Origin of the sequence: Arthrobacter sp. 2RAF6, assembly GCF_052115205.1 — a bacterium.
Lineage (GTDB): Bacteria > Actinomycetota > Actinomycetes > Actinomycetales > Micrococcaceae > Arthrobacter.
Map to the genome: position 1 here is coordinate 1 of NZ_JBFRGF010000024.1, position 19,600 is coordinate 19,600.

Below are 19,600 nucleotides of genomic sequence, written 5' to 3' on the forward strand. Positions count from 1 at the left end.
TGGGGATGTCGGAGGTGATGGTCCACTGCACGTTGTCGCCGAGCTTGAGGACGGAGGCATCGTTGACGGTCTTCGTCGCGGTCGTGACCGCGTTCTTGGGATAGACATTCACGTCATACAGCCAGCCGTTCCCGCCGGCCGGGTCCGTCATGGGAAGCGTGACCAGGAACGGGGCCGAAGGAGTCACACCCGCCGGGTAGCCGGTCTCCGTCACCAGGTACAGGCCCAGGGGAAGGTTCCCCAGGGTCGCCGTCCCGGCCGCGCCGGTCGTGGTGGTCGTGCCGGGGCTGGCCGCCTGCGCCGCGGCCTGGGCCGGCGTCAGGGCTGCCGCGGCGGTCCAGCCCGCATTGGTCGTCAGGTCGATGTTGTTCACCTTCTGCACCGTGAACGTCACCCCTGCCATCGGCGTCAGTCCCTGCAACTGGGCCGCGCTCAGAGCCGTTCCGTCATGGGGCAGGTTGGTCGGCGCGGCCGGCTTCTCATACTTATGGATCGTGAGCGAACCCATCCGCGGAACAGGGTTCGTGATGCCGGTTCCGGAATCAACCACCCTGGCCGTCTCCTGCGGAGCAGGAACCGCTTCGGGCACGGCTGGCGCGGGCGCCAGAGGCCGCGGCTCGGCCAGGGCGGGAGGGCCCGACGTCGGCGCCGGGCTTGGCGCGGGCGCCGTGGGGGTGCGTTCCGGCGCGGACTGCTGGGCTGACGGCACGCTGCTCGGAACATTGGCTTCAGCGATTGGCGCCGGGCTGGTCTGACCAAGCCACATGAGGATGCCTACAATCGCGACGCCTCCCAGGACCAGCGCGGCGACCGCGATCTTCCAGAATCCCCCTACCGACCGCAGTCCGGCTGCAGCCGGTTCGGCCCCTCCCTGAAGGAACGGCTCCTGAAGTAACGGCCCCGAAAGGAACGGCTCCGGGAGGAGAACCCCTCCGGGAAGAAGCGACTCCAGCATTACGGTTCCGGGGAGGAATCCGGCGGTCACTGCCGGTGTGAAGACCACCCCGACCACCAAGGGGAAGACGAGCGCCCTCATGCCTGCCTGGACATCGTTGAGTTCCACCAGCACAGCCGTGCACTTCGGACACTCCTCCAAGTGGGCCTTGACCTTCTCGTATGACGCACGTTTCAGGCCGCCTCGGGCGTACTTTCCCAGCTGGCTCGAAAATTCAGCGCATGAGTCGTCACTGGCCACCTTGATGTGGTTCTGCAAGTAGGCCTGCCGGAGCCCCTCACGCGCCCGTATCACGAGCGAGGAGACGCCGTTGGGGCTCAATCCGATGAAGGGTGCGGCTGCGGCGGGTTTCAGGCCTTCGATGTCCACGTGCCAGAGGGCAGCCTGCCAACGTTCGGGAAGCGATTTGAACGCCTTCGCCATGGTGGTGGACTCAAAGGCGTCCAGAACGGTGTCCGCATCGAGGACAGCGGTATCCAAGTCGTCAACGTCGCCGACGACCTGAGTGCGCCTGGCCTTCCGGTTCCGGTCGTAGGCAATTCGCCGCACGGCAGTCAGAAGATAGGAGCGGAAGAACTGGTCCGGTCCCTTTCCCTCAGTGAGGGCTTGGAAAATCGAAGCAAACGCCTCGGACACGACGTCGTCGGCGTCGCTGACATTGTCCGTCTGGGCGCGGGCGACAAACTTGGCCGCTGCCAAATGTCGCTCGAACAGCACATCGAAAGCGGAAGAATCGCCGTCACGCACCATGTCCATGATTTGAGGGTCGCTGTGCCCGACGGCCATCGACGCGTCCCCACCATTCGAACCGTCCTTTGAAACCTGCCCCATAGCAACCCAGTGTGACAGCCGAAATTGCATGTGACTTGAATCTTACGCAAGGACAGGTTCTCAAACGGAGCGAGTTTCACCCTCGGCAACACGATTCCGCCCCGAACCACACTCAACTGGCATGAGCCGACTCCGCCGCCCACCACAAGCAACCGCAGTCGCGCGGGGAGTTCCGGCACGGAGGCGAGCTTGTCAGCGCCATGGAGGTCACCGGCATGTCCCGCGGCCGGGCAATCCGCGACGAACACGACGCCATTGTCGCCCTCAAACAATAGATCCCAGGCAAAACTGCGTCACGATCCCGCCGCTGCGCCCACTTATCAGTGACAGGACCAATCAATGAACGCCAGCCGACGGGAAATTCAGATGATTCAACGCACGCCGCGAGCCCGCGACGGAAGTTCCGGGGTGTTCTATGTGACCCTTGATTGCAGGGACGGGGTTCACGCGGCGTGCACTGTATGCCATTGCCTTTGCCATGCACACAGGCACGCGCCCGGTGTGCTGCGGCAGCACAGCGCGGGGTCTGACTACTCGTTGTCCGGCTCCCCCACCGGCGGTTCCGGCGGCCAATCAACGTCGAGATCGTAGCCCTCATGCTTGCGCAGATAGGCGGCGATGAACGGGCAATGCGGAATGATCCGCTTGCCCGAGGCCAGCACGTCGTCCAAGGCAAAGTGCGCCAGGACCTTGGCCAGCCCGCGGCCTTTGAACTGGGGGCGTGTCTCGGTGTGGAGGAAGTCGATGTGGCCGGGTTTGTCCATAAACTGCGAGATCACGGCTACTTCACCGTCAACCAGAAGCTCGTAGCGGTGGAATTTGTCGTTCCTGAGCGTTGTGACGTCCGGGCTGAACGACTCTGCGGTTGAATCCGTGAACTCAGTCATGAGTCGAGATTCGCACGTAAACCGGGCTCTGGCAATGGCACCGCAGGGGCATCTGAAACCGCGACGGAAAGGACTCGGGCCGGCACCCGTCCCAGCAGCAACACTCCCAGCGCGAAGCATGCCGCGCCCCCACCGAGAAGGGTCAGCGTGAGTCCGTTGAAGGCGGCGTCCACCACCGGAATGAAGACCACGACGCCGGCGGTCACCACCGCGACGTGCGTCCTGCCGCGCGCGTGGCTGGCCGCCGTCGGGCGCTCCTCAAGCCTGCCGCACAGCAGCAGGACCGGGAGTAGAAGCACGAGGACGCCCAGCAGAACCAGCGGGCGGGCCCACCACCATCCGGCGGTACCGGCCTCTGGCTTGGGGAAGTCAGTGAGCAGAAGCACCCCGGACATGGCTGCGAGCAGGGGCAAATGCCACAAATAGACCGTCATGGACCGCCGGCCCGCCACGGCCACCACCCAACGGATCCAGCGCACGCCAGCCACCCAGGCAAGGGCGGGGCGCAGCAATTGGAGGGTTGCCGCCTGGGAGAGTCCCAGTAGCAGCATGCAGAAGTTTGGCGGATTCAGGTCCACGATCATGTTTCCTGAGTAGACCCCGATTCCTGTCACGAACCCCAGCAGCAGGTTGCTACCGACGATCAACCCCGCGAACCAGCCCCGGCTGCGTCCAGCGAAGATGCCGTCGGCGATGAAGAAACCGAATTGCTGGACCGCGCACCACACAAAGAGCATGTTGACGAAGGCGAGCATCGGAAACGCCCCGCGCAGGGAGTCCAGGGTGATCACGGCGGCCACGAGCCCGCCGAGGGTCAACCACGGGGAATGTCCGTGCAGCCGGGCCAGCAGGGGGACGCTCAATTGAGTAGCGAGGTACGCGGCCAGGAACCACAAGGGCATGCCCGCGCCCGTCACGATGAGCTGGACCACTTCCGGGTCGACGCCAAGTAGCCGTGCGACCCACAACCCCACGAACATCGAGGCCAGCAATGCAGTTGCCGGACGGATGAGGCGCAAGAGCCGCAGTTGCGCATAGTCGACGCCGGAGCCGCCGCGCGCACACAAGCGACGCCACGATTCCAGACCCGTGATGCCGCCAAGGACGAAGAACAGCGGCATCACTTGGAACACCCACAAGACGGGTTCGAACCAGTGCTGCTCCATGAGGGTGTTTTCGGTGGTGACGGTGCCATCCGGGTGCAGGACCGGGCTGACCATCATGCAGTGCGAGAGCACCACCAGGATGAGGCAGAAGAACCGGGCGAGATCGATCACGGGATCACGTGAGCGGCCAAATGCGGCCATGCCCGCCGACGTCTTTTGTTGCCTCGAGAATCCCATTGCGCTCCCTCGCGAACTGCTGAGACCATTGTCCGCCCGCTCGACGGCGGGAACCATAGCGGGCGACGGCGTGAATTCGCGGGTGCGGTTCCACAGCTGCGTTCCGGAACGCAGCTGTGGAACCGCACCCACGGTCGCGGCGTTTAGCGAAACAGCCGTTCCCGTTGCCGCGGATCCCTGGCCACCGCGCACGCCGCCAGGGCCAGGCCGAAGGCCCCGTCCAGGACCGCCCGGTCCGCGGAGGCGGAGGAGCCGTGGGCAGCAAACTCGGCGGTGTGGTGGGCGGCCCCGCCCACGTCGTAGCCGAGCAACGGATGGATGCTTGGGACCAATTGCGAGACGTTGCCCATATCCGTGGAAGCCACTGGATCTTCGTTGAACGCAACAGCCCTCCCTCGGGCCGACATCGCTTTCCGGTAGGCTTCGGAAAGGTACCGGTCCTGCCTGAGTTCGGCGTAGGCATTGCCCGTGGGCGTGACCTTGAGGGCGCTTCCGCTGGCAAGTGCGCCTGCCTCCAGGCAACGCCGCACGCGTTCCTCGATGATTCGCAGATTCTTAATGCTGGGTGAACGCATTTCCACGCTCGCCCGGGCCCGCTCCGGTATGACGTTGACGGCGCTCCCGCCTTCCGTCACGATCAACGAAACAACCGAGCCGGACGGAAGTTGCTGCCGTGCCAAGGCAATGGCCGTCTGTGCAATCACGAGCGCATCGAGGGCATTGACCCCCTCGGACGGAGCGGCCGCGGCATGCGCGGGGCGCCCTTCATAGAGCACGTCCCACATACCCATAGCCAGGGACGAGCCGCCGATGACGTCCTCGGCGCCGGCATGGGCCATCATCGCCAGGGATACGTCGTCGAAAAAGCCCTCGCCGATGAGATCGACCTTGCCGCCGCTCGTCTCTTCCGCCGGAGTGCCGAGGACCTTGACAGTGATCCCGAGCTCGTCGGCGACGGAGGCGAGCGCGAGTGCCGCCCCCACAGCGCAGGCGGCGTTCACGTTGTGCCCGCAGGCATGCCCGATGGTCGGCAACGCGTCGTACTCAACGCATAGGGCGACCACCAGCTCACCCGTCCCGAACCTCGCGCTAAAGGAAGCAGGGAGCAGCGGCTGCGGTCCGTCAAAGCTGAAGCCCGCGCTCCGGAGAAGCCGGCTAACCCGCTTGGCGGCCCGGAACTCCTGTCCGCTGAGCTCGGGATCGGCGTGGATCGCGTGGCTCAGGCCAAGGACTTCCGGCTTCCACCTTTCCAGCGCGGCGGAGACGGAGCGCTCGACGGCGGCAGGCGAGGTCGTCGCGGGCGTTGCGGTTTCCGGGGACCCGGCTTTCATGGCGGCGGCTTTCATGCGGCTGTCACCGCGGCTTGGCGCTTCGGGTAACGGGCGGCGGCTGCCGCAGCTATCAGGGCCGCGACGGCCAGCGCAATCCAGATCGACAGGAGGCCACCCTCGCTGATGTGCCCGGACTGGACTGAAGACGAGGAGATGAGCTTCACGACGGCGGCACCCACCGCAATGCCCACGGAAAGCGCCAGTTCGTTGAGGCCGGCCGCCGTCGAGGTTTCCTCGAGCGGAACGCCCTCGACGGACAGTGCCCGGGTTCCTGCCTGGTACATGCCAAGGCTCAGGTTAAACATGGCGAAACCGGCGCAGTAGCCGGCCAGGGAGCCGTGCGCAACTGCCATGACCAGGAAGCCGCCCGCCAGCAGGAGACCGGCAAAAACCAAGGTGGCACGTTCGCCGAAGAGGCTGAGCGCCTTTGAGGTCAAAAGGGAAGAGAGCAGAGAGAGCACCGATGCCACCGCCAGAACGATGGCGATCATGAGGGGACTCAGCGCGAAGCCGTAGCCGGTCTTGTCCGGATTTGAATACAGGAAGATCCCGTTGGTGCCGAAGTAGCTGATGGAGGCAAAACCGAAGAAGAAGGTGGCCAGCGAGACCGTCCGGATGCGCGGGATGGCAAGCATCCGCAGGTCCATGAAGCGCTTCCCGTTGACGTTGCGGGAGTCCAGGACCACCCAGTAGGCCAACAGCGCGAGCCCGATGATTCCGGATCCGAGGGTCTTGGCATCCAGCCAACCCCAGTCCGGGCCCATCGAAAGAGCCACCACGAAGCCGATCAGTCCGAGGGAACATGCCAGGAGCGGCACCAAGGCGAGTCCTTCGCGGGTGGGGGTCCCGGCGTCGGGCAGGACGAAGGAACAAAGCAGCCCCACAACCGCGAACGGCACCGCTACCCAGAAACCGAGGGTGGGATCGTCGACGCCGATGATCCCGGCAAGCAGGCCGCCTGCGCCAACCATGATCATGAGCATGCCGATCATCACGCTGACTCCGGTGCGGGTCTGCGCCGGGCTGCTCACCCGCAGGATGCCCATCATCAGCGGGATGAAGCCGACCACGCACGTGAGCATGACGACGCCGATTGTCACCGTCCACAGCGACGGCCAGAACGCCATCATGAGCACGCCGGCCGCGACTACCGCCGTCGACCAGCGGAGTACGAGCCTGTAGCCATAGCTGTCGCCGAGCCGCGAGATGATCGGCGTGAGCACGGCAAAGCTCACGTTTGAGATCAGGAAGATGCCGTTGATGGTGGGGTCATCGATCGAGAAGTTCGGCCCCAAGGCGGGGAGGATGGGGTTCAGGTAACCCTGGGTGACTCCACTGAGCGATTCGATCAGGGCCATCGCCACGATCATTCCAGTGATGGTCCGGCGAGCGATGGCCGCCGTCGCTGGAGGTGCTGTCTTGCTTGCCATGTGCTTCCTTGAGTGTTGGGGGCGTCGTTGCCTGGGTCTTCGGATGCGAGCGGGTGATGCGAGTCACAACGTTAGATCCGCCGTCTACACTGGCTAGGAATTTGTTTGAAACCATCTGAGAATCGTAAATTTTGAAGGAATCATCCATGATCTCCGAAATTGATCTTGAAATCGTCAATGCCCTGCAGATCAATCCACGTGCCGATTGGAGCCGCGTCGGGGATGTCCTGGGCTTGTCCGGGCCTACTGTCGCGCGCCGCTGGAACTCCCTTGATGAGCACGGACTGGCTTGGATCACCCCGGCTCCGGGTCCGCGCTATCTGAGTGCTGGCTGGTCGGCGTTCATCAGCCTTTCTTCACTTCCAAGCGAGAACGAAGCCCTGGTTCAAAAGCTGTGCGCGGAGCCGGCATTCGGCACCGTTTCGCTGGTGTCCGGCTCGCACGACCTCTTCGTGGACTGCTTCGCCTCAAGCCACGAAGAGCTCATGGACATCGTCACCGGCTCCTTTGCAGGCCTCCCCGGAGTGACTCACCGGGAGGTCGTTTTCGTCACCAAGCTGTATCGGCAGGCTTCCGACTGGCGCAGCGGCACCCTTGAACCGGCGAGGGCCCGGCTCATGTCGGCAGATCCCCTGCCCGCCCCGGCCGCCTACGCTCCCGACCGGCTGGATGCATCCCTCCTGGAGGAACTGGCCAAGGACGGGCGGGCCAGTTGGGCGGACCTGGGAGCCGCCTGCGGCGTCTCTCCCCAAACGGCACGACGGCGGGTGGAGCGGTTCCTCGCGTCCGGATACATGACGCTGCGGTGCGATACGTCCGTTTCCGCCCAACAAGGACTGAGGGAAGTGAGCCTGATCCTCAACGTGCCCGCCCACCATGTTGACGCCGTCGGGCGCTACTTCGCTGCCCTGCCGAACTGCAGGCTCAGCGCCCAGGTTCTGGGCGCCCAGAACCTCCTCGTGACACTTTGGGTCCGCGACTACTTGGAGGTCCAGGGCCACGAGCGCGAACTGGCGGAGCGCGCGCCAGGGAGCGCCGTGATCTCCCGGCAAGCCGTGGTCCGGAATTACAAACGCCTCGGGCACGTGTTGGACGAGTCCGGATGCAGCCGCAGCGTTGTCCCGTTGCCGCTGTGGCGTGAAGGGTAGCTGCCCGACCCGTCCCCAACGCTCGCTCACCTATGCCGCCAAATCCCCCAACGCTCGCTCACCTATGCCGCCAAATCCCCCAACGCTCGCTCACCTATGACCGGAAGAGCCGCGCCCATCTGGAAACCCAGACGGCAACCCGAACATTTGCCGTACACCGCGACGGCCCGCGGCGTTTAGTAGAGAGTGCTATCAATCCATGACAAAGGAGTCATCGTGGCACGCGCCGATTTCGCGACAGTGCAGTCAGCCCCATTTCCTCTCGCTCCAGCCGCCCTCGCCGGCGGCGCATCGCTTGGCCTCGGTTTGGCGGCGCGGCCAAACGCCGACGACGATTCAGCGGCCGGCGGCGAAGTACCCAGCAGTGCCTGGCGGGTGCGCGCCGACACCTGGGAGTTCCTTGGCTACGCCGTCAAACAGCTTTCCGCCGCCACATCGCGTTCCGGGGGTGGTCGAGCGCCGCGGGAATTGCCGCGGGATGTCCGAAGGCTGTTGCCGCTGCTGGAATCCCTCGAAATGTATTGGGCGTCTCCGGGGCAGCAATATGTCATGGAATTGCGGCGAATCCTGGAGGCCGGGGACTACCTTGAGGCGCTAAGCCTCATCGAACCGGTCGCGCGACGCGTTGCCGGCCACAACCAACACGCCCAGGAACGCTCGCCGGACCCGGAACGCGAAGCGGACCGGGTTGAAGAACCCACCGAATCGCGCAAGCGATTCGAGGTCCTCGTGATCGATGACGTCTCCAGCGCCGACCGTGAAGCCCTTCAAACAGAACTGTTCAGCCAGCGCCGCCCCGCCGACGCCTTCAACTACGAGCTCGTGTTCGTGCCGAGCTTCGAGGACGCCGTCGTGGCAATCCTGCTCAACCCCGACATCCAGGCGTGTGTGTTGCGGCCGGGATTCGTCCCCAAGAGCAAGCAGGGCCTGAGCCGGGATGTGCGCAGCTTCCTGGATCGGTTCTAGGCGAAGTCGCTCCCCGAGCGCCCCTTGGACCGCATTCTGAGCTTGGCCGAGAAACTGGGCGAACTCCGCCCCGAACTTGATCTCTACCTTGTGGCGGGAGTAGGAATCGAAGAACTCGCCGGTTCCTTGACCCGCCGATTCCGCCGGATATTCCGCCGCCAGGACGGACTGGAACTCCACTTGTCCTTGCTGGCCGGCATCGCGGAACGATACGAAGCGCCGTTCTTCCACGCTGTCCAGCAATACAGCCGCAAGCCCGCCGGTGTTTTCCATGCCCTGCCGGTGTCCAGGGGCGGATCGGTCATCCATTCCAAGTGGATCAACGATCTCGGCGAGTTCTACGGTCTCAACCTGCTTCTGGCAGAAACTTCCGCCACGTCCGGCGGACTCGACTCGCTCTTGGATCCGCATGGCTCCCTCAAACAGGCCCAGAAGCTGGCGGCCCGGGCATTTGGTGCCCAAAAATCGCTCTTCGTCACCAACGGAACGTCAACGGCCAACAAGATCGTGCACCAATCGATCCTGGCTCCCGGCGATGTGGTCCTGGTCGACCGGAACTGCCATAAATCGCACCACTACGCCCTCATGCTGGCCGGCGCGCAGGTCTCATATTTGGATGCGTACCCGTTGAACGATTTCTCCTTCTATGGCGCGGTTCCCTTGGAAAGCATCAAGCGGATGCTCCTGGATTACCGCCGGGCAGGCAGGCTCCACGAGGTCAAGATGCTGGCCCTCACCAACTGCACATTCGACGGCATTGTGTACGACGTCGAACGAGTGATGGAGGAGTGCCTCGCCATCAAACCGGACCTGGTGTTCCTCTGGGACGAGGCGTGGTTCGCGTTCGCAGGCTTCCACCACATCTACCGCCGTCGCACGGCCATGGCTTCGGCCCGGTCGCTTGAAAGATCGTTCGCGGATCCGGCCTACGCCCGGCGCCACGCCCAGCAATTGCGCGAGCTTGGGGCGGCTGACGTCGCTCCGGCAGGGGTCCATGATCCACATCCATGACCAGGACTTCGGACAGTTGAACGAGGAGAGCCTCCGGGAGGCATACATGACGCACACCTCCACCTCGCCCAACTACCAGATCCTGGCTTCCTTGGACATGGGACGGCGGCAGGTCGAGTTCGAAGGCTACGAGCTCGTGCAACGGCAGGCAGATCTCGCGGTCAGCATCGCCCACGCGGTGGCGAGGCATCCCTTGCTGAGGAAGTACTTCCGCGTCCTCGGCACCCGGGACCTTATTCCTGAGCAGTACCGCGAAACCAGCCGGCAAATGCCGCTCCGCGACGGGTTGGCAGCCATGTCAGAGGCTTGGGAGCGTGACGAATTCGTTGTTGATCCGAGCCGTTTGACCCTGCACATCGGCCTCACCGGCGTGGACGGCGATACCTTCAAGCACGACTACCTGATGGACAAGTACGGGATCCAGGTCAACAAGACATCAAGGAACAGCGTTCTCTTCATGACCAACATCGGCACCTCGCGGAGTGCCGTCGCCTACCTCGTCGAGGTCCTGGTCAAGCTTGCCGAGACCTTCGAAGACGAGCAATCCGGCCTGAGCGGCCTGGGGCAGCGGGCCCGCCGTGCACGTGTCGCGGCGCTGACCAGCACGCCGCCACCCTTGCCGGACTTCAGTCGCTTCGCCGAACGATTCCGGGTAGATGCGCAGACGCCGGACGGCAACATGCGGGACGCCTATTTTGAGAGCTACAAAGCCGGATCCTGCGAGTATTTCAGCGCGGCCGAACTTGCACGGAGGGTGGCCGCGGGAGAGGAAATGGTGTCCGCCTCCTTCGTCACCCCCTATCCGCCCGGATTCCCTGTCTTGGTTCCCGGGCAGGTGATCACGGAGGAGATCCTGGCCTTCATGTCGGCATTGGATACGCGGGAGATCCATGGATTCAACCCTGAATTGGGGTTCAGGGTGTTGACGGGTGAGCTAGCGTCACCCCAAAAACCCGCATAAGTGAGCTAGCGACCGGCTTGGAGGGCACATACGTGAGCGAGGATCCGCTTAGCCGAGCGCCACGGCCAGGATGCCGAGCACGACGGCGAGTAGCGGCGTCGTGCCCTGAAGAACCGCGGCGCGGAGGTACTTTTTGCCGCTCAAGGCAAGCACGATTGCCGCCAGCAGCATGGAGCCGCACGAACTGAAGACGAGGGTCCAGCCCACTTGCGGATGACCAACCGCGACAACGATGATCCCGGCGAGCGCCCCGATGGCGAGGAAGAGGTTGTAGAAACCCTGGTTGTACGCGAGGGGCTTGGTGGTTTCGGCATCGGACTGGGAAGCGACGCTGAACCGCTTCCACGTGGCCGGACGGGTCCAGGTGATGGACTCCAAGCTGAAGATGTAGACGTGCAACAAGCCGGCAACGAGGGCGAAAATCAGGGAGGCCAGGATCATGTGCTGATCCTAGCCTCCCAACGTCGCGGCCGCCCCGCGAGCCGCGCCTAGCTACTGAGCGTGTCCAGCGTTGCTCCGGCGAACGTCGAGGCGGAGGCACTCCAGCGGCCCAGCAGGCCCTGGAGGTTCTCGCCGTCGGCCCGGTGCATAGTGGTCTCGGCTTCGAGCGTGGCGAGGATTCCGGTGCGGGGCTCGGTGTTGAAGTTCACGCATCAGTGGGCCAAACCTCCCACCAGGATCCAGGCGACATAGCTGAGCAGGAAGCCGGCGACGCCCAGGATGGTCGTAAGCACGGTCCAGGTCTTGAGCCCGTCGGACACCGTGAGGCCGTAGTAGCGCACCACCACCCAGAAACCGGCGTCGGTCACGTGGGACAGGCCCAGTCCGCCGAAGCCGATCGCGATCACGATGACGGCAATCTGCGCCGGGGTGTAGCCGCCTTGCGCCACGGCAGCCGAGAGGAGCCCGGTGGTGGTGACGATGGCAACCGTCGCCGAACCCTGCGCGGCACGCAATGCCAGGGAGATGATGAAGCCGAGCAGGATGATCGGAACGCCCAGGGAGTCCAGCGTCTGCGACAGGGCCGCGCCGATGCCCGAGACCTGCAGGACGCCGCCGAACACGCCGCCGGCAGCCACAACCATGAGGATGGATGCGATGGGAGGCAACGCGCCTTCGAAGATCTCGCTGGTTTCCTTGAGCGACCACTGGCGGCGCACTGCCAGCAGGAAGAAAGCAAGCGCAACGGCCACTAGCAGGGCGAAGAACGGGTTGCCCACGAAAGAGGCGACGCCGTACCAGTAGTCCTTCTTGTTGATCAGGAGGGTACCGGCCGTGCCAAGCAGGATCTGGACGATCGGAGCGGCGATGAGGAACATGATCAGGCCCGGACGCGGCGGGGCGACCGCGCTGGCACCGGGACCGTCGTGGCCCACGCGCACCAGGGAATCGGAGCCGAATTCTTCAATCTGGTCACGGACGCCCGGAAGCAGTTCGTAGTCCTTGCGGTTCATGATGCTGGCGACCCAGTAGGACAGGAAGCCCAGGGGCACGCAGATGATCAGCGAAATCATCGCGATGAGTCCGATGTCGGCACCCATGACGCCCGCCCCGGCAACGATGCCCGGGTGCGGGGGAACGGCGACGTGGATGGAGAGCATGATGCCGGCCATGGGAAGGCCGAACTTGATGGGGTGCAGCTTGGCGATCTTCGCGAAGGCGTAAACAATCGGCACCAGCACGATAATGCCCACTTCGAAGAACACCGGAATGGCAACGAGGAAGCCGACGGCAGTGAGTGCCACGGCGACTCGCTTGGCACCGAGCTTCGCGGTGAAGTGGTTGGCCAGCGATTGCACGCCTCCAGACACCTCGATCATGCGGCCCAATACGGCGCCGAGGGCAATCAGCAATGCGACTTTGCCCATGGTTCCGCCCACGCCGTTGGCCACAACGGTGAAGACGTCTGCCAAGGGGATCTGAGCGGCGACGGCCACAAGGATGCTCACGGCCAGCAACGCCACGAAGGCCTGGATCTTGAAGCGGATGATCATCAGCAACAGCAATGCGACGCCCGCGACGGCGATGGTCAGCAGCAGCGGGGTCCCAAGCTCCACGGCCGGCTTGATGGCAGGGGCATCAGCTGCCCGGACCGCCAAGGAATTGATGAGGGGATTCATCGGGGGTTGTCTCCTTTGACAGAGCCAGCCTTTACTCGAGGCCGGCATGAAGGGCGACGACGGCGGAGGGGGGACCGCCGTCGTCGCACGTTGTGCGAGGGGTTAGATCGTGCGCCTGGTGGGCGCGACGACCTTGATGACGGCGGAGTCGTCGGCGGCGGCGAGGCCCTGGGCCTGCCCGAGGAGGTAGAGCTGTTCGGCAGCGGCGGCAACGGGTGCTGCCAGGCCTGCGGCGCGGGTGGCCTTGCCGACGATGCCCATGTCCTTCACGAAGATGTCCAGGCGGCTGAGGACCTCGGCGCCTTCCGCGTCGTAAGCCTCGAGGATGCGGGGGCCGCGGTTGGACAGCATGAACGAGCCGGCGGCACCTGCCTCCAGGGCGGCGAGGGTCTTGGCCTGGTCCAGTCCGAGGGCGTCCGCGAGTGCCATGGCCTCGGCGGCAGCGGCGATGTGCACGCCGCAGAGGAGCTGGTTAACGGTCTTCAGCGCCTGGCCGTCACCGGGCTTGTCGCCCACGATGCTCAACGTGGAGGCCAGCAGTTCCAGCGCCGGCCGGGCCTTTGCCTGGGCGGCCGGCGTCGCGCCCACCACGATCAGGAGGTCGCCTTCGCCGGCACGCTTGGGGCCGCCGGAGAGCGGCGCGTCTACGAGCTCGACGTCGTACTCGGCCAGGCGGGCCACGGTGGCGGGAATTGCTTCGGTACCGACTGTGCTGCCGAGGATCACGACGGCGCCCGGCTTGAGCATGGGGGCGACGCCGTTCTCGCCGAAGAGGACGTCATCGAGCTGTTCGCCGTTGCGCACGGCAAGGAGCAGGGCGTCTGCGCCTTCGGAGGCCTCACGCGCTGAGGCGAAGGTGCGGATCCCGGCGTCGGCGGCGAGCTGCAGGCGCGGTTCGGCGATGTCGAAGCCGTGGACGGTGAGCTGGGTTGCCAGGCGGGTGGCCATCGGCAGGCCCATGGCGCCGAGTCCCAGGACGGCGACGGTGTAATTGCTGGTCATGGTGTTCTCCATCGAATTTGGGGTCGGCTAGAAAGTGTTGCTGAGCTTGCGCGTGACTTGCGCCAGGGATTCGTCGTCGCCCACGTTGCCGGCGAAGACGATGTACGGGATGCCTTTCGCAGGTCCGTCCACCGGTTCCCACAGTGAGACGATGCCGGGCAGCATCGGGCCGCGGACAATCGCGTGGCGGATTTCCAGGCCGTGCGCGGCCACGTCCGAGGACGTGATGCCGCCCTTGGCGATGACGAAGCGCGGCGGGAAGGTCTTGAGCGTCCGGTTCACCACCGCGACGACGGCGGCGGAGACGGTGCGGGCGATCTTCAGGCTCGCTGCGGCGTCGTCGGTCTTGATGAGCAGGCGGCTCGTGTGGACGATGACGTCGCCGTTGCGAAGGGCGTCGACGACGGCGGCGACCGTTTCGTCGAGGTAGGCTTCAGCGCCGCTAGCCTCGGCGTCGGGAGCAACGAGCTTTTCAACGTCGATCTCGATGATGCGGGCGGCGCTGTGCTGGGCCGTCAGGACGTTGAGTTGGCGCGTGGTGAGGCCGACATGCGAGCCAACAACGATCAGGCCACCGGCTGTAGAAGGGGTGTTGCCTTCGTAGGCTTCCTCTCCGCTGAGCGCCTCGCGGATTTCCTGGCCGATCCGGCCGCGGACGAAGGGCGGGCCCACCCGGTAGAGCAGCTTCTTGCCGCGGCGTTCGGCTTCTTCCAGGCCGAGGGCCAGTGCGCGGAGGTCGTTCTCGGTGACGATGTCCGCGACGATGGGCGTGGAGTTCGTGGCGGGTTCGATCGCGTCGGCGATGGTCTTGGCCGAGAGTTCGGGATCTCCGGCGGATCCGTTCGCGGCAGCCGCGCCCGCGCGGATGATGTTCAGGTCGAGGACGATCACGTCGCTGGTCGGGAAGCGGCCCTGCGACTTTTCCTCCACATATTTGGCCAGCTCGGAATTGGCGAAGCCGAAGCTCGCATCCTTGGCGAATTCGGTCTCGGCAATCGGGGTGAGCTTGCCGGCGTCGTCCCCGGTACCGCGCATGTAGTGCACGCCGCCAATGGTGATGCGCCCGGCGTCGGGGAAGGCGGGGACTATGACGACGCCGTCGGTCGTTTCGCCGGTCACGTCATCGATCGTGGCGGCAATGACGTCCGGTTCCAGCGGGTAGTGGCCGCGGAGGGTGGAGTCGGAGCGGCTGACGAACCCCAAGCGCAGCCTGGAACCAGCAGGGTCCGTGCCGGCTGCGGCGAGGGCGTTCCGCACGATTTCCTCGTTGCGGGCAGCGGCCTCAACCGGGTCCAGGCTGCGCGTGTTGGTCAGCACGTAGACAGCGGGCTGGGACTGGCTTTCCACAATGTGGGCGAATGCCCACGTGAAATCAGCGACCTCCCAGCGGGTAAGCACCGGCAGGTTGGCGACTGATTGGGTGCCCGTGGGGTCGTCGTCGAGGACCACCAGGACGCGGGGCGAGGCTGTGGAAGACGCTGCTACGGCGTCGGCAACCAGCTGAGCGGGGATCTGGACTTCCGCCGGGAAGGCTGCCAGAACATCGGCTTCAAGGGTCACTGTGCACTCCATCGTGGTTTTGAAAGTAAATGTAAGATGTCAGACATCTAATATTTGAATGCTAGTGTGACACACCCGCTTTCGGCTGTGCAAGTGTCAGTCGTCACTATGCTTGGCGCATGCCCGAAGAGCCTCCCGCCGTCGCAGAACTACACGTGGACATGCGCCCTCCAGAGGCCGCTGCCATCACGACGCCGGGCCCTCAGCCCCAGCCTCCCGTCCTGTTGCTGCATGGCTGGGCCTCGACGTCCGCCTATTGGGAGCCACTCGCCGCGGAATTGCTCGACGCCGGGCGAATCGTCTGGATCGTCGATTTTCCCGGGTATCACCGCGGGGACGTATTGCCTCCGGACTTCCAATGGACCCTGGAATCAGCGGCCGATTCCGTGGCTGCCGTTGCTGCACGGCACGCATCGCCCGTCCACATTGTGGGCCATTCGATGGGCGGCAGCGTCGCGTTGACACTGGCGGCCGGGTATCCGGAGCTCGTGGCCAGCGTGGCCCTGATCGGCATGGTTCCGGCTCCGCCGAACGAAGGCTTCAAATCGATGCTCGAATCCCAGCTACGGCAAGGCTTCATTGACGACGCGACGCGCGCCAAGTGCATGAACGCCTGGTTCGGGGCGTTGTCCCCTGAGGACCATCGCTTGCTGAGCCAAGGATTTGAACTGCCTTTCGAGATCCTCGGCCCCAGCGGCCTCGCAGCGATGGCCGGCGTCGCTCCAGATGTCCCCGAAAAGGTGACGGCACCGACGCTGGTGATTGCCGGCGTCGGGGACCGCTTACGCTCGCTGGACCAGGCGGAAGCCTTCGTGGCAGCCGACCCGCTACGGAGGCTCGCGGCAATCCCCGACGCCGGGCATAGCGTGCATTGGGAACAGCCCCATGCTTGCGCCCTGGCGCTCGGCGCGTTTTGGAACGATAGCCGGCAACCGTCAGCGTAAGATGTCAGACATCTAGGAATGGAGCACCATGGCACGCAAGTCGCTGGTCGGCGTCGTCGCTGACGAGCTGCTGGACCGTATCGTCGCGGGCGAATTTCCGCCGGGAACAGTGGTTCCCGGCGAACTCGAGCTAAGCGCCAAGCACGAAGTCAGCCGCATGACCGTCCGCGAGGCCATGAAGACCCTCGAAGCCCAGCGAATCCTCAGCGTGGAACGCGGCCGGGGAACATTCGTCAACCCGCTAAACCGCTGGGCGTCCCTCGAAGCTGTATTGCGTGCGGCTTCGGAGGGAAAGAACGACGCAGCAGCGTCCGTCCAACTCATCGAGCTGCGCCGCATGCTCGAGACCGGCGCCTGCGAACTCGCCGCGTCACGGGTCTCCCCCGAGGAGATCGACCAACTGCAGGTTTACTTGTCCGCCATGCAGAAAGCCCACGATTCCAATGATGTGGGCGCGTTCGTCGAAGCGGACCTCGGCTTCCACGATGTCATCCTGCACGCGTCCGGCAACGTCTTCGTGGCCGTGCTTTTCGAACCCCTGCACCGCGTCCTGGAAACCCGGCGCACCCAGACCTCCCAGATCCCCGATATCCAGCGGCACGCGATCGGACATCACCGGGCCATCCTGAAAGCCCTCGAAGCCGGCGACTCCCCCCGCGCCCGCGAGGCCATGGACGCGCATATGCAGCAGACCCTGGACGATCTCAGGACGTACGTCCTCGAGGCCTAGCTTTCAGGACGCTCGCTCACATCTACGGGCCATTTCCCTAACGCCCGCTCACATACGCGGGCCGATCCCAGCAATATCCTGCGGTGTTGTCCTGCAACACCCGCCGATAAGCCGAGCACCGAGTTTTTGCCAGATGCCGACTCCTTCCGCAATGCTTGCAGGCTGCTTGCTATCAGCGCTGCGCATGGCTGGGCCAGGTGCCCAGGTCTTGGTTCGCGCGTCATAGCTTTCGCCGGAATTCGGATACGCGATCAGGGGGGTTGAGGTGACTTTGCGGAGGGCCTCAAGCGCTGGAGACACCAAGTCCAACGGCACACAATTAACACCGATGGCGACAACCCTGGGCTGCGTCAAACAGAGCCTTGCGACGTCGGCAAGAGGCGTGCCGTCACTGACGTGCCGCCCGTCCCGTAGCGTGAAGGAGAACCACGATTCGACGTCGAATTCTTCCACTAGTGCCAACAGAGCCACCGTCTCCGACACTGATGGCAACGTTTCTAATGCCAGTAAGTCCACTCCAGCCTCCACCAGCGCCGCGATCCGAGGCCGGTGGAACTCCATGAACTCGCTCCGACTGAGGGAGTAGTCGCCCCTGTACTCCGACCCGTCCGCGAGGTAGGCGCCATAAGGTCCCACGGATCCGGCAATCAGCAAGGGTCCCGCTTCCGGGTTTTCAGCCAGGTATTCGCGCCTCGCCTCGTCGGCCAGGCGTACGCTCAATGCCACCAATTCCAAAGCTTCCACTTCGCCGACGCCGCGCTGTCCAAATCCTTGTGGCGTGGCCTGATAGCTCGCCGTGATTGCGACTTTGGCGCCTGCTCCAAAGTAGTCGCGGTGCACCTGCCTGATCAGTTGCGGTTGTTCCCGAAGCACTTTGGCCGACCAAAGAGAGTCCTCCAAATTGCAGCCGCGCGCCTCGAGTTCAGTGGCAAGCGCGCCGTCCACCGTCAGGTTCGACCCGGCGTCGAGCATGTGGGACAACGTGGTGATACGGGGCATCGTTCGGATCTCCAAGCAGTTGATGTTAATTCAAGCCTGTGCGGACGAGATGTCCTTGGCGTGACCACTCACTCAATATAGTGATCATAATAAGCATTTGTAAATGCTTGTAATGATCAACCTTGCTGTGCCACCATGGCAGTCAAGCAATCTGCGATCTGCGGAGGGAAGAGGAATCACCGTGGGTATCAAAATGAAATCAGTGCGCAAGCTGCGCGTGCATTGGCCTATCACGTCGGAGACTTTCTCCGGGCTAACGAGGGGCGAGGACGGGGCGTTGAGGAACGACCACGGCATCACGGCGCTGCTCCGGGCCCTGGCGGACTCTCCGGAATTGGGGGACTTCGGAAACTACAGGCATGTTTTCGAGTCTGGCGTGGGATTCGAAGGATTCACCGTGGGGCCAGGCGCCAACCCTACGTTGGGGGAAATAGGCGAGCGGACCATTTCGCCGACTTTTGTCTTCACCACCTATTTCGACGCATCACTTGACGATGCCGGTGTGGAGCGGTTCATGCGTCGCCTTGTCGAAATCCATCCCTGGGAGGTTCCCGTCATAGAGCTATCGGGAGTCGTAAGTGTCTCCGCCACTGTGCCCCTTGCGGCATATGAGAGCGAAGCCGCATCGTGACCGAACACGCCACGACGGGATTTTGGGACGGACTCCGGCCTCTGCTAGCGGGAAGGACGTTCACCGACTTGACACATGCATTCCACCCCGGCCAGCCGCGCTTCGCCGCCTTCCCCAACGAGACCAGGGAGGCCGTGTTCGATCTGGAGAAGGGCGACGGTTTCACCGCGCATCGCTATTCGATCGTCGGGCAATGGGGAACCCACGTTGATCCCCCCTCGCATTTCATCCGCGGGGGCCGGACCCTGGACCAAATCCCGGTAGAGGACATGGTCCTTCCTCTGGTTGTCCTGGACATCACCGAAAGGGTCAAGGCTGATGCCGATGCGACCCCCACAATGGAGGACCTCCAATCATGGGAAAGCCGAAACGGTATTGTCCCGACGGGTTGCTTTGTCGCATTGCGGACGGGCTGGAGCGAACGTTGGCCCGATGCCGAAGCCATGGCAAACAGGGACAGCGGAGGCGTGAGTCATACGCCTGGCTGGTCGCAAGAAGTCCTCACGTTTTTGCTTGAACAACGGTCGATTGCGGCCGTAGGTCACGAACAGACGGACACCGACCCGGGGCTGGCCACTTCCCGCAAGGACTTCAGTCTTGAGACCTACGTGCTGGAACAGAACCGTTGGCAGATCGAGCTATTGGCGAACCTGGGCGATCTTCCCGAAAAAGGGGCCGCCCTTGTTGCAACGTGGCCAAAGCCCCTTCATGGCAGCGGCTTTCCCGCCCGGGTGTTTGCGATCCACTAAGG

At 64.1% G+C, this 19,600-nt stretch carries 18 protein-coding genes and 1 pseudogene; 8 read left to right on the top strand and 11 right to left on the bottom strand.

Going from position 1 to position 19,600, the window contains the following annotated elements:
• The 5 genes from AB4Z38_RS16415 to AB4Z38_RS16435 all read right to left on the bottom strand — a co-directional run.
• On the bottom strand, positions 1–1,786 hold a 1,786-nt coding region (locus AB4Z38_RS16415), incomplete at its 3' end, for a SpaH/EbpB family LPXTG-anchored major pilin (RefSeq protein WP_441430694.1).
• Positions 1,787–2,316: 530 nt separating this feature from the next.
• Entirely contained in the window at positions 2,317–2,673 is a 357-nt protein-coding gene (locus AB4Z38_RS16420) for a GNAT family N-acetyltransferase (RefSeq protein ID WP_441430695.1), read from the bottom strand.
• The gene (locus tag AB4Z38_RS16425) at positions 2,670–4,016 is read right to left on the bottom strand and encodes an acyltransferase family protein (RefSeq protein ID WP_441430757.1); all 1,347 of its coding nucleotides are present in this window, start codon (positions 4,014–4,016) and stop codon (positions 2,670–2,672) included. Before AB4Z38_RS16425 ends, AB4Z38_RS16420 begins: the two co-directional genes overlap by 4 nt.
• A gap of 143 nt (positions 4,017–4,159) precedes the next feature.
• Positions 4,160–5,362, bottom strand: a complete 1,203-nt coding sequence (locus AB4Z38_RS16430) for an amidohydrolase (protein ID WP_441430696.1) — start codon at positions 5,360–5,362, stop codon at positions 4,160–4,162.
• On the bottom strand, positions 5,359–6,777 hold the full coding sequence (locus AB4Z38_RS16435) for an MFS transporter (protein ID WP_441430697.1): 1,419 nt from the start codon (positions 6,775–6,777) through the stop codon (positions 5,359–5,361). Before AB4Z38_RS16435 ends, AB4Z38_RS16430 begins: the two co-directional genes overlap by 4 nt.
• A gap of 146 nt (positions 6,778–6,923) precedes the next feature.
• Here AB4Z38_RS16435 and AB4Z38_RS16440 point away from each other — a divergent pair, with 146 nt between their 5' ends.
• The 4 genes from AB4Z38_RS16440 (at position 6,924) to AB4Z38_RS16455 (ending at position 10,863) form a co-directional block, all read left to right on the top strand.
• Positions 6,924–7,925: an Lrp/AsnC family transcriptional regulator gene (locus AB4Z38_RS16440; RefSeq protein WP_441430698.1), complete on the top strand. Its 1,002-nt coding sequence runs from the start codon at positions 6,924–6,926 to the stop codon at positions 7,923–7,925.
• A gap of 216 nt (positions 7,926–8,141) precedes the next feature.
• A complete protein-coding gene (locus AB4Z38_RS16445) occupies positions 8,142–8,891 on the top strand; it encodes a hypothetical protein (protein WP_441430699.1) in 750 nt (249 codons plus the stop codon).
• A gap of 24 nt (positions 8,892–8,915) precedes the next feature.
• Entirely contained in the window at positions 8,916–9,902 is a 987-nt protein-coding gene (locus tag AB4Z38_RS16450) for an aminotransferase class I/II-fold pyridoxal phosphate-dependent enzyme (RefSeq protein ID WP_441430700.1), read from the top strand.
• A complete protein-coding gene (locus tag AB4Z38_RS16455; protein WP_441430701.1) occupies positions 9,886–10,863 on the top strand; it encodes a hypothetical protein in 978 nt (325 codons plus the stop codon). The genes AB4Z38_RS16450 and AB4Z38_RS16455 overlap by 17 nt, the downstream gene beginning before the upstream one ends.
• 48 nt (positions 10,864–10,911) lie before the next feature.
• Here the strand turns inward: AB4Z38_RS16455 and AB4Z38_RS16460 are convergent, their stop codons facing one another.
• The 5 genes and pseudogenes from AB4Z38_RS16460 to AB4Z38_RS16480 all read right to left on the bottom strand — a co-directional run bounded on the left by AB4Z38_RS16460 (position 10,912) and on the right by AB4Z38_RS16480 (position 15,545).
• Positions 10,912–11,304 carry a DUF1304 domain-containing protein gene (locus AB4Z38_RS16460; RefSeq protein WP_441430702.1) on the bottom strand — a complete coding sequence of 131 codons (393 nt, stop codon included), beginning with the start codon at positions 11,302–11,304 and terminating at the stop codon, positions 10,912–10,914.
• Between the two features lie 47 nt (positions 11,305–11,351).
• A pseudogene (locus tag AB4Z38_RS16465) lies at positions 11,352–11,513 on the bottom strand (class II fructose-bisphosphate aldolase); the annotation flags it as partial.
• 3 nt (positions 11,514–11,516) lie between these two features.
• The gene (locus AB4Z38_RS16470; protein WP_441430703.1) at positions 11,517–12,983 is read right to left on the bottom strand and encodes a GntP family transporter; all 1,467 of its coding nucleotides are present in this window, start codon (positions 12,981–12,983) and stop codon (positions 11,517–11,519) included.
• 102 nt (positions 12,984–13,085) lie between these two features.
• Positions 13,086–13,985 carry an NAD(P)-dependent oxidoreductase gene (locus tag AB4Z38_RS16475; protein ID WP_441430704.1) on the bottom strand — a complete coding sequence of 300 codons (900 nt, stop codon included), beginning with the start codon at positions 13,983–13,985 and terminating at the stop codon, positions 13,086–13,088.
• Between the two features lie 27 nt (positions 13,986–14,012).
• On the bottom strand, positions 14,013–15,545 hold the full coding sequence (locus AB4Z38_RS16480; protein WP_441430705.1) for a four-carbon acid sugar kinase family protein: 1,533 nt from the start codon (positions 15,543–15,545) through the stop codon (positions 14,013–14,015).
• A gap of 119 nt (positions 15,546–15,664) precedes the next feature.
• On the opposite strand from AB4Z38_RS16480, the gene AB4Z38_RS16485 reads away from it, so the two are divergent.
• Both AB4Z38_RS16485 and AB4Z38_RS16490 read left to right on the top strand, forming a co-directional pair.
• Positions 15,665–16,489: an alpha/beta fold hydrolase gene (locus tag AB4Z38_RS16485; protein WP_441430706.1), complete on the top strand. Its 825-nt coding sequence runs from the start codon at positions 15,665–15,667 to the stop codon at positions 16,487–16,489.
• Between the two features lie 28 nt (positions 16,490–16,517).
• Positions 16,518–17,219, top strand: coding sequence for a FadR/GntR family transcriptional regulator (locus AB4Z38_RS16490; RefSeq protein ID WP_441430707.1), 702 nt, complete (start codon positions 16,518–16,520; stop codon positions 17,217–17,219).
• A 48-nt stretch (positions 17,220–17,267) separates the two neighbouring features.
• Here the strand turns inward: AB4Z38_RS16490 and mmuM are convergent, their stop codons facing one another.
• A complete protein-coding gene (gene mmuM, locus AB4Z38_RS16495) occupies positions 17,268–18,218 on the bottom strand; it encodes a homocysteine S-methyltransferase (RefSeq protein WP_441430708.1) in 951 nt (316 codons plus the stop codon).
• Between the two features lie 181 nt (positions 18,219–18,399).
• Between mmuM and AB4Z38_RS16500 the strand changes: the two genes are divergently transcribed.
• Both AB4Z38_RS16500 and AB4Z38_RS16505 read left to right on the top strand, forming a co-directional pair.
• On the top strand, positions 18,400–18,849 hold the full coding sequence (locus AB4Z38_RS16500) for a hypothetical protein (protein WP_441430709.1): 450 nt from the start codon (positions 18,400–18,402) through the stop codon (positions 18,847–18,849).
• Entirely contained in the window at positions 18,846–19,598 is a 753-nt protein-coding gene (locus AB4Z38_RS16505) for a cyclase family protein (protein ID WP_441430710.1), read from the top strand. Before AB4Z38_RS16500 ends, AB4Z38_RS16505 begins: the two co-directional genes overlap by 4 nt.
• The last annotated feature ends 2 nt before the right edge of the window (positions 19,599–19,600 follow it).

Coding starts and splice junctions, on each gene's coding strand:
- AB4Z38_RS16420 (WP_441430695.1), bottom strand. CDS start 2,673: ATGACTGAGTTCACGGATTCAACCGCAGAGTCGTTCAGCCCGGACGTC.
- AB4Z38_RS16425 (WP_441430757.1), bottom strand. CDS start 4,016: ATGGGATTCTCGAGGCAACAAAAGACGTCGGCGGGCATGGCCGCATTT.
- AB4Z38_RS16430 (WP_441430696.1), bottom strand. CDS start 5,362: ATGAAAGCCGCCGCCATGAAAGCCGGGTCCCCGGAAACCGCAACGCCC.
- AB4Z38_RS16435 (WP_441430697.1), bottom strand. CDS start 6,777: ATGGCAAGCAAGACAGCACCTCCAGCGACGGCGGCCATCGCTCGCCGG.
- AB4Z38_RS16440 (WP_441430698.1), top strand. CDS start 6,924: ATGATCTCCGAAATTGATCTTGAAATCGTCAATGCCCTGCAGATCAAT.
- AB4Z38_RS16455 (WP_441430701.1), top strand. CDS start 9,886: ATGATCCACATCCATGACCAGGACTTCGGACAGTTGAACGAGGAGAGC.
- AB4Z38_RS16460 (WP_441430702.1), bottom strand. CDS start 11,304: ATGATCCTGGCCTCCCTGATTTTCGCCCTCGTTGCCGGCTTGTTGCAC.
- AB4Z38_RS16470 (WP_441430703.1), bottom strand. CDS start 12,983: ATGAATCCCCTCATCAATTCCTTGGCGGTCCGGGCAGCTGATGCCCCT.
- AB4Z38_RS16475 (WP_441430704.1), bottom strand. CDS start 13,985: ATGACCAGCAATTACACCGTCGCCGTCCTGGGACTCGGCGCCATGGGC.
- AB4Z38_RS16485 (WP_441430706.1), top strand. CDS start 15,665: ATGCCCGAAGAGCCTCCCGCCGTCGCAGAACTACACGTGGACATGCGC.
- AB4Z38_RS16490 (WP_441430707.1), top strand. CDS start 16,518: ATGGCACGCAAGTCGCTGGTCGGCGTCGTCGCTGACGAGCTGCTGGAC.
- mmuM (WP_441430708.1), bottom strand. CDS start 18,218: ATGCCCCGTATCACCACGTTGTCCCACATGCTCGACGCCGGGTCGAAC.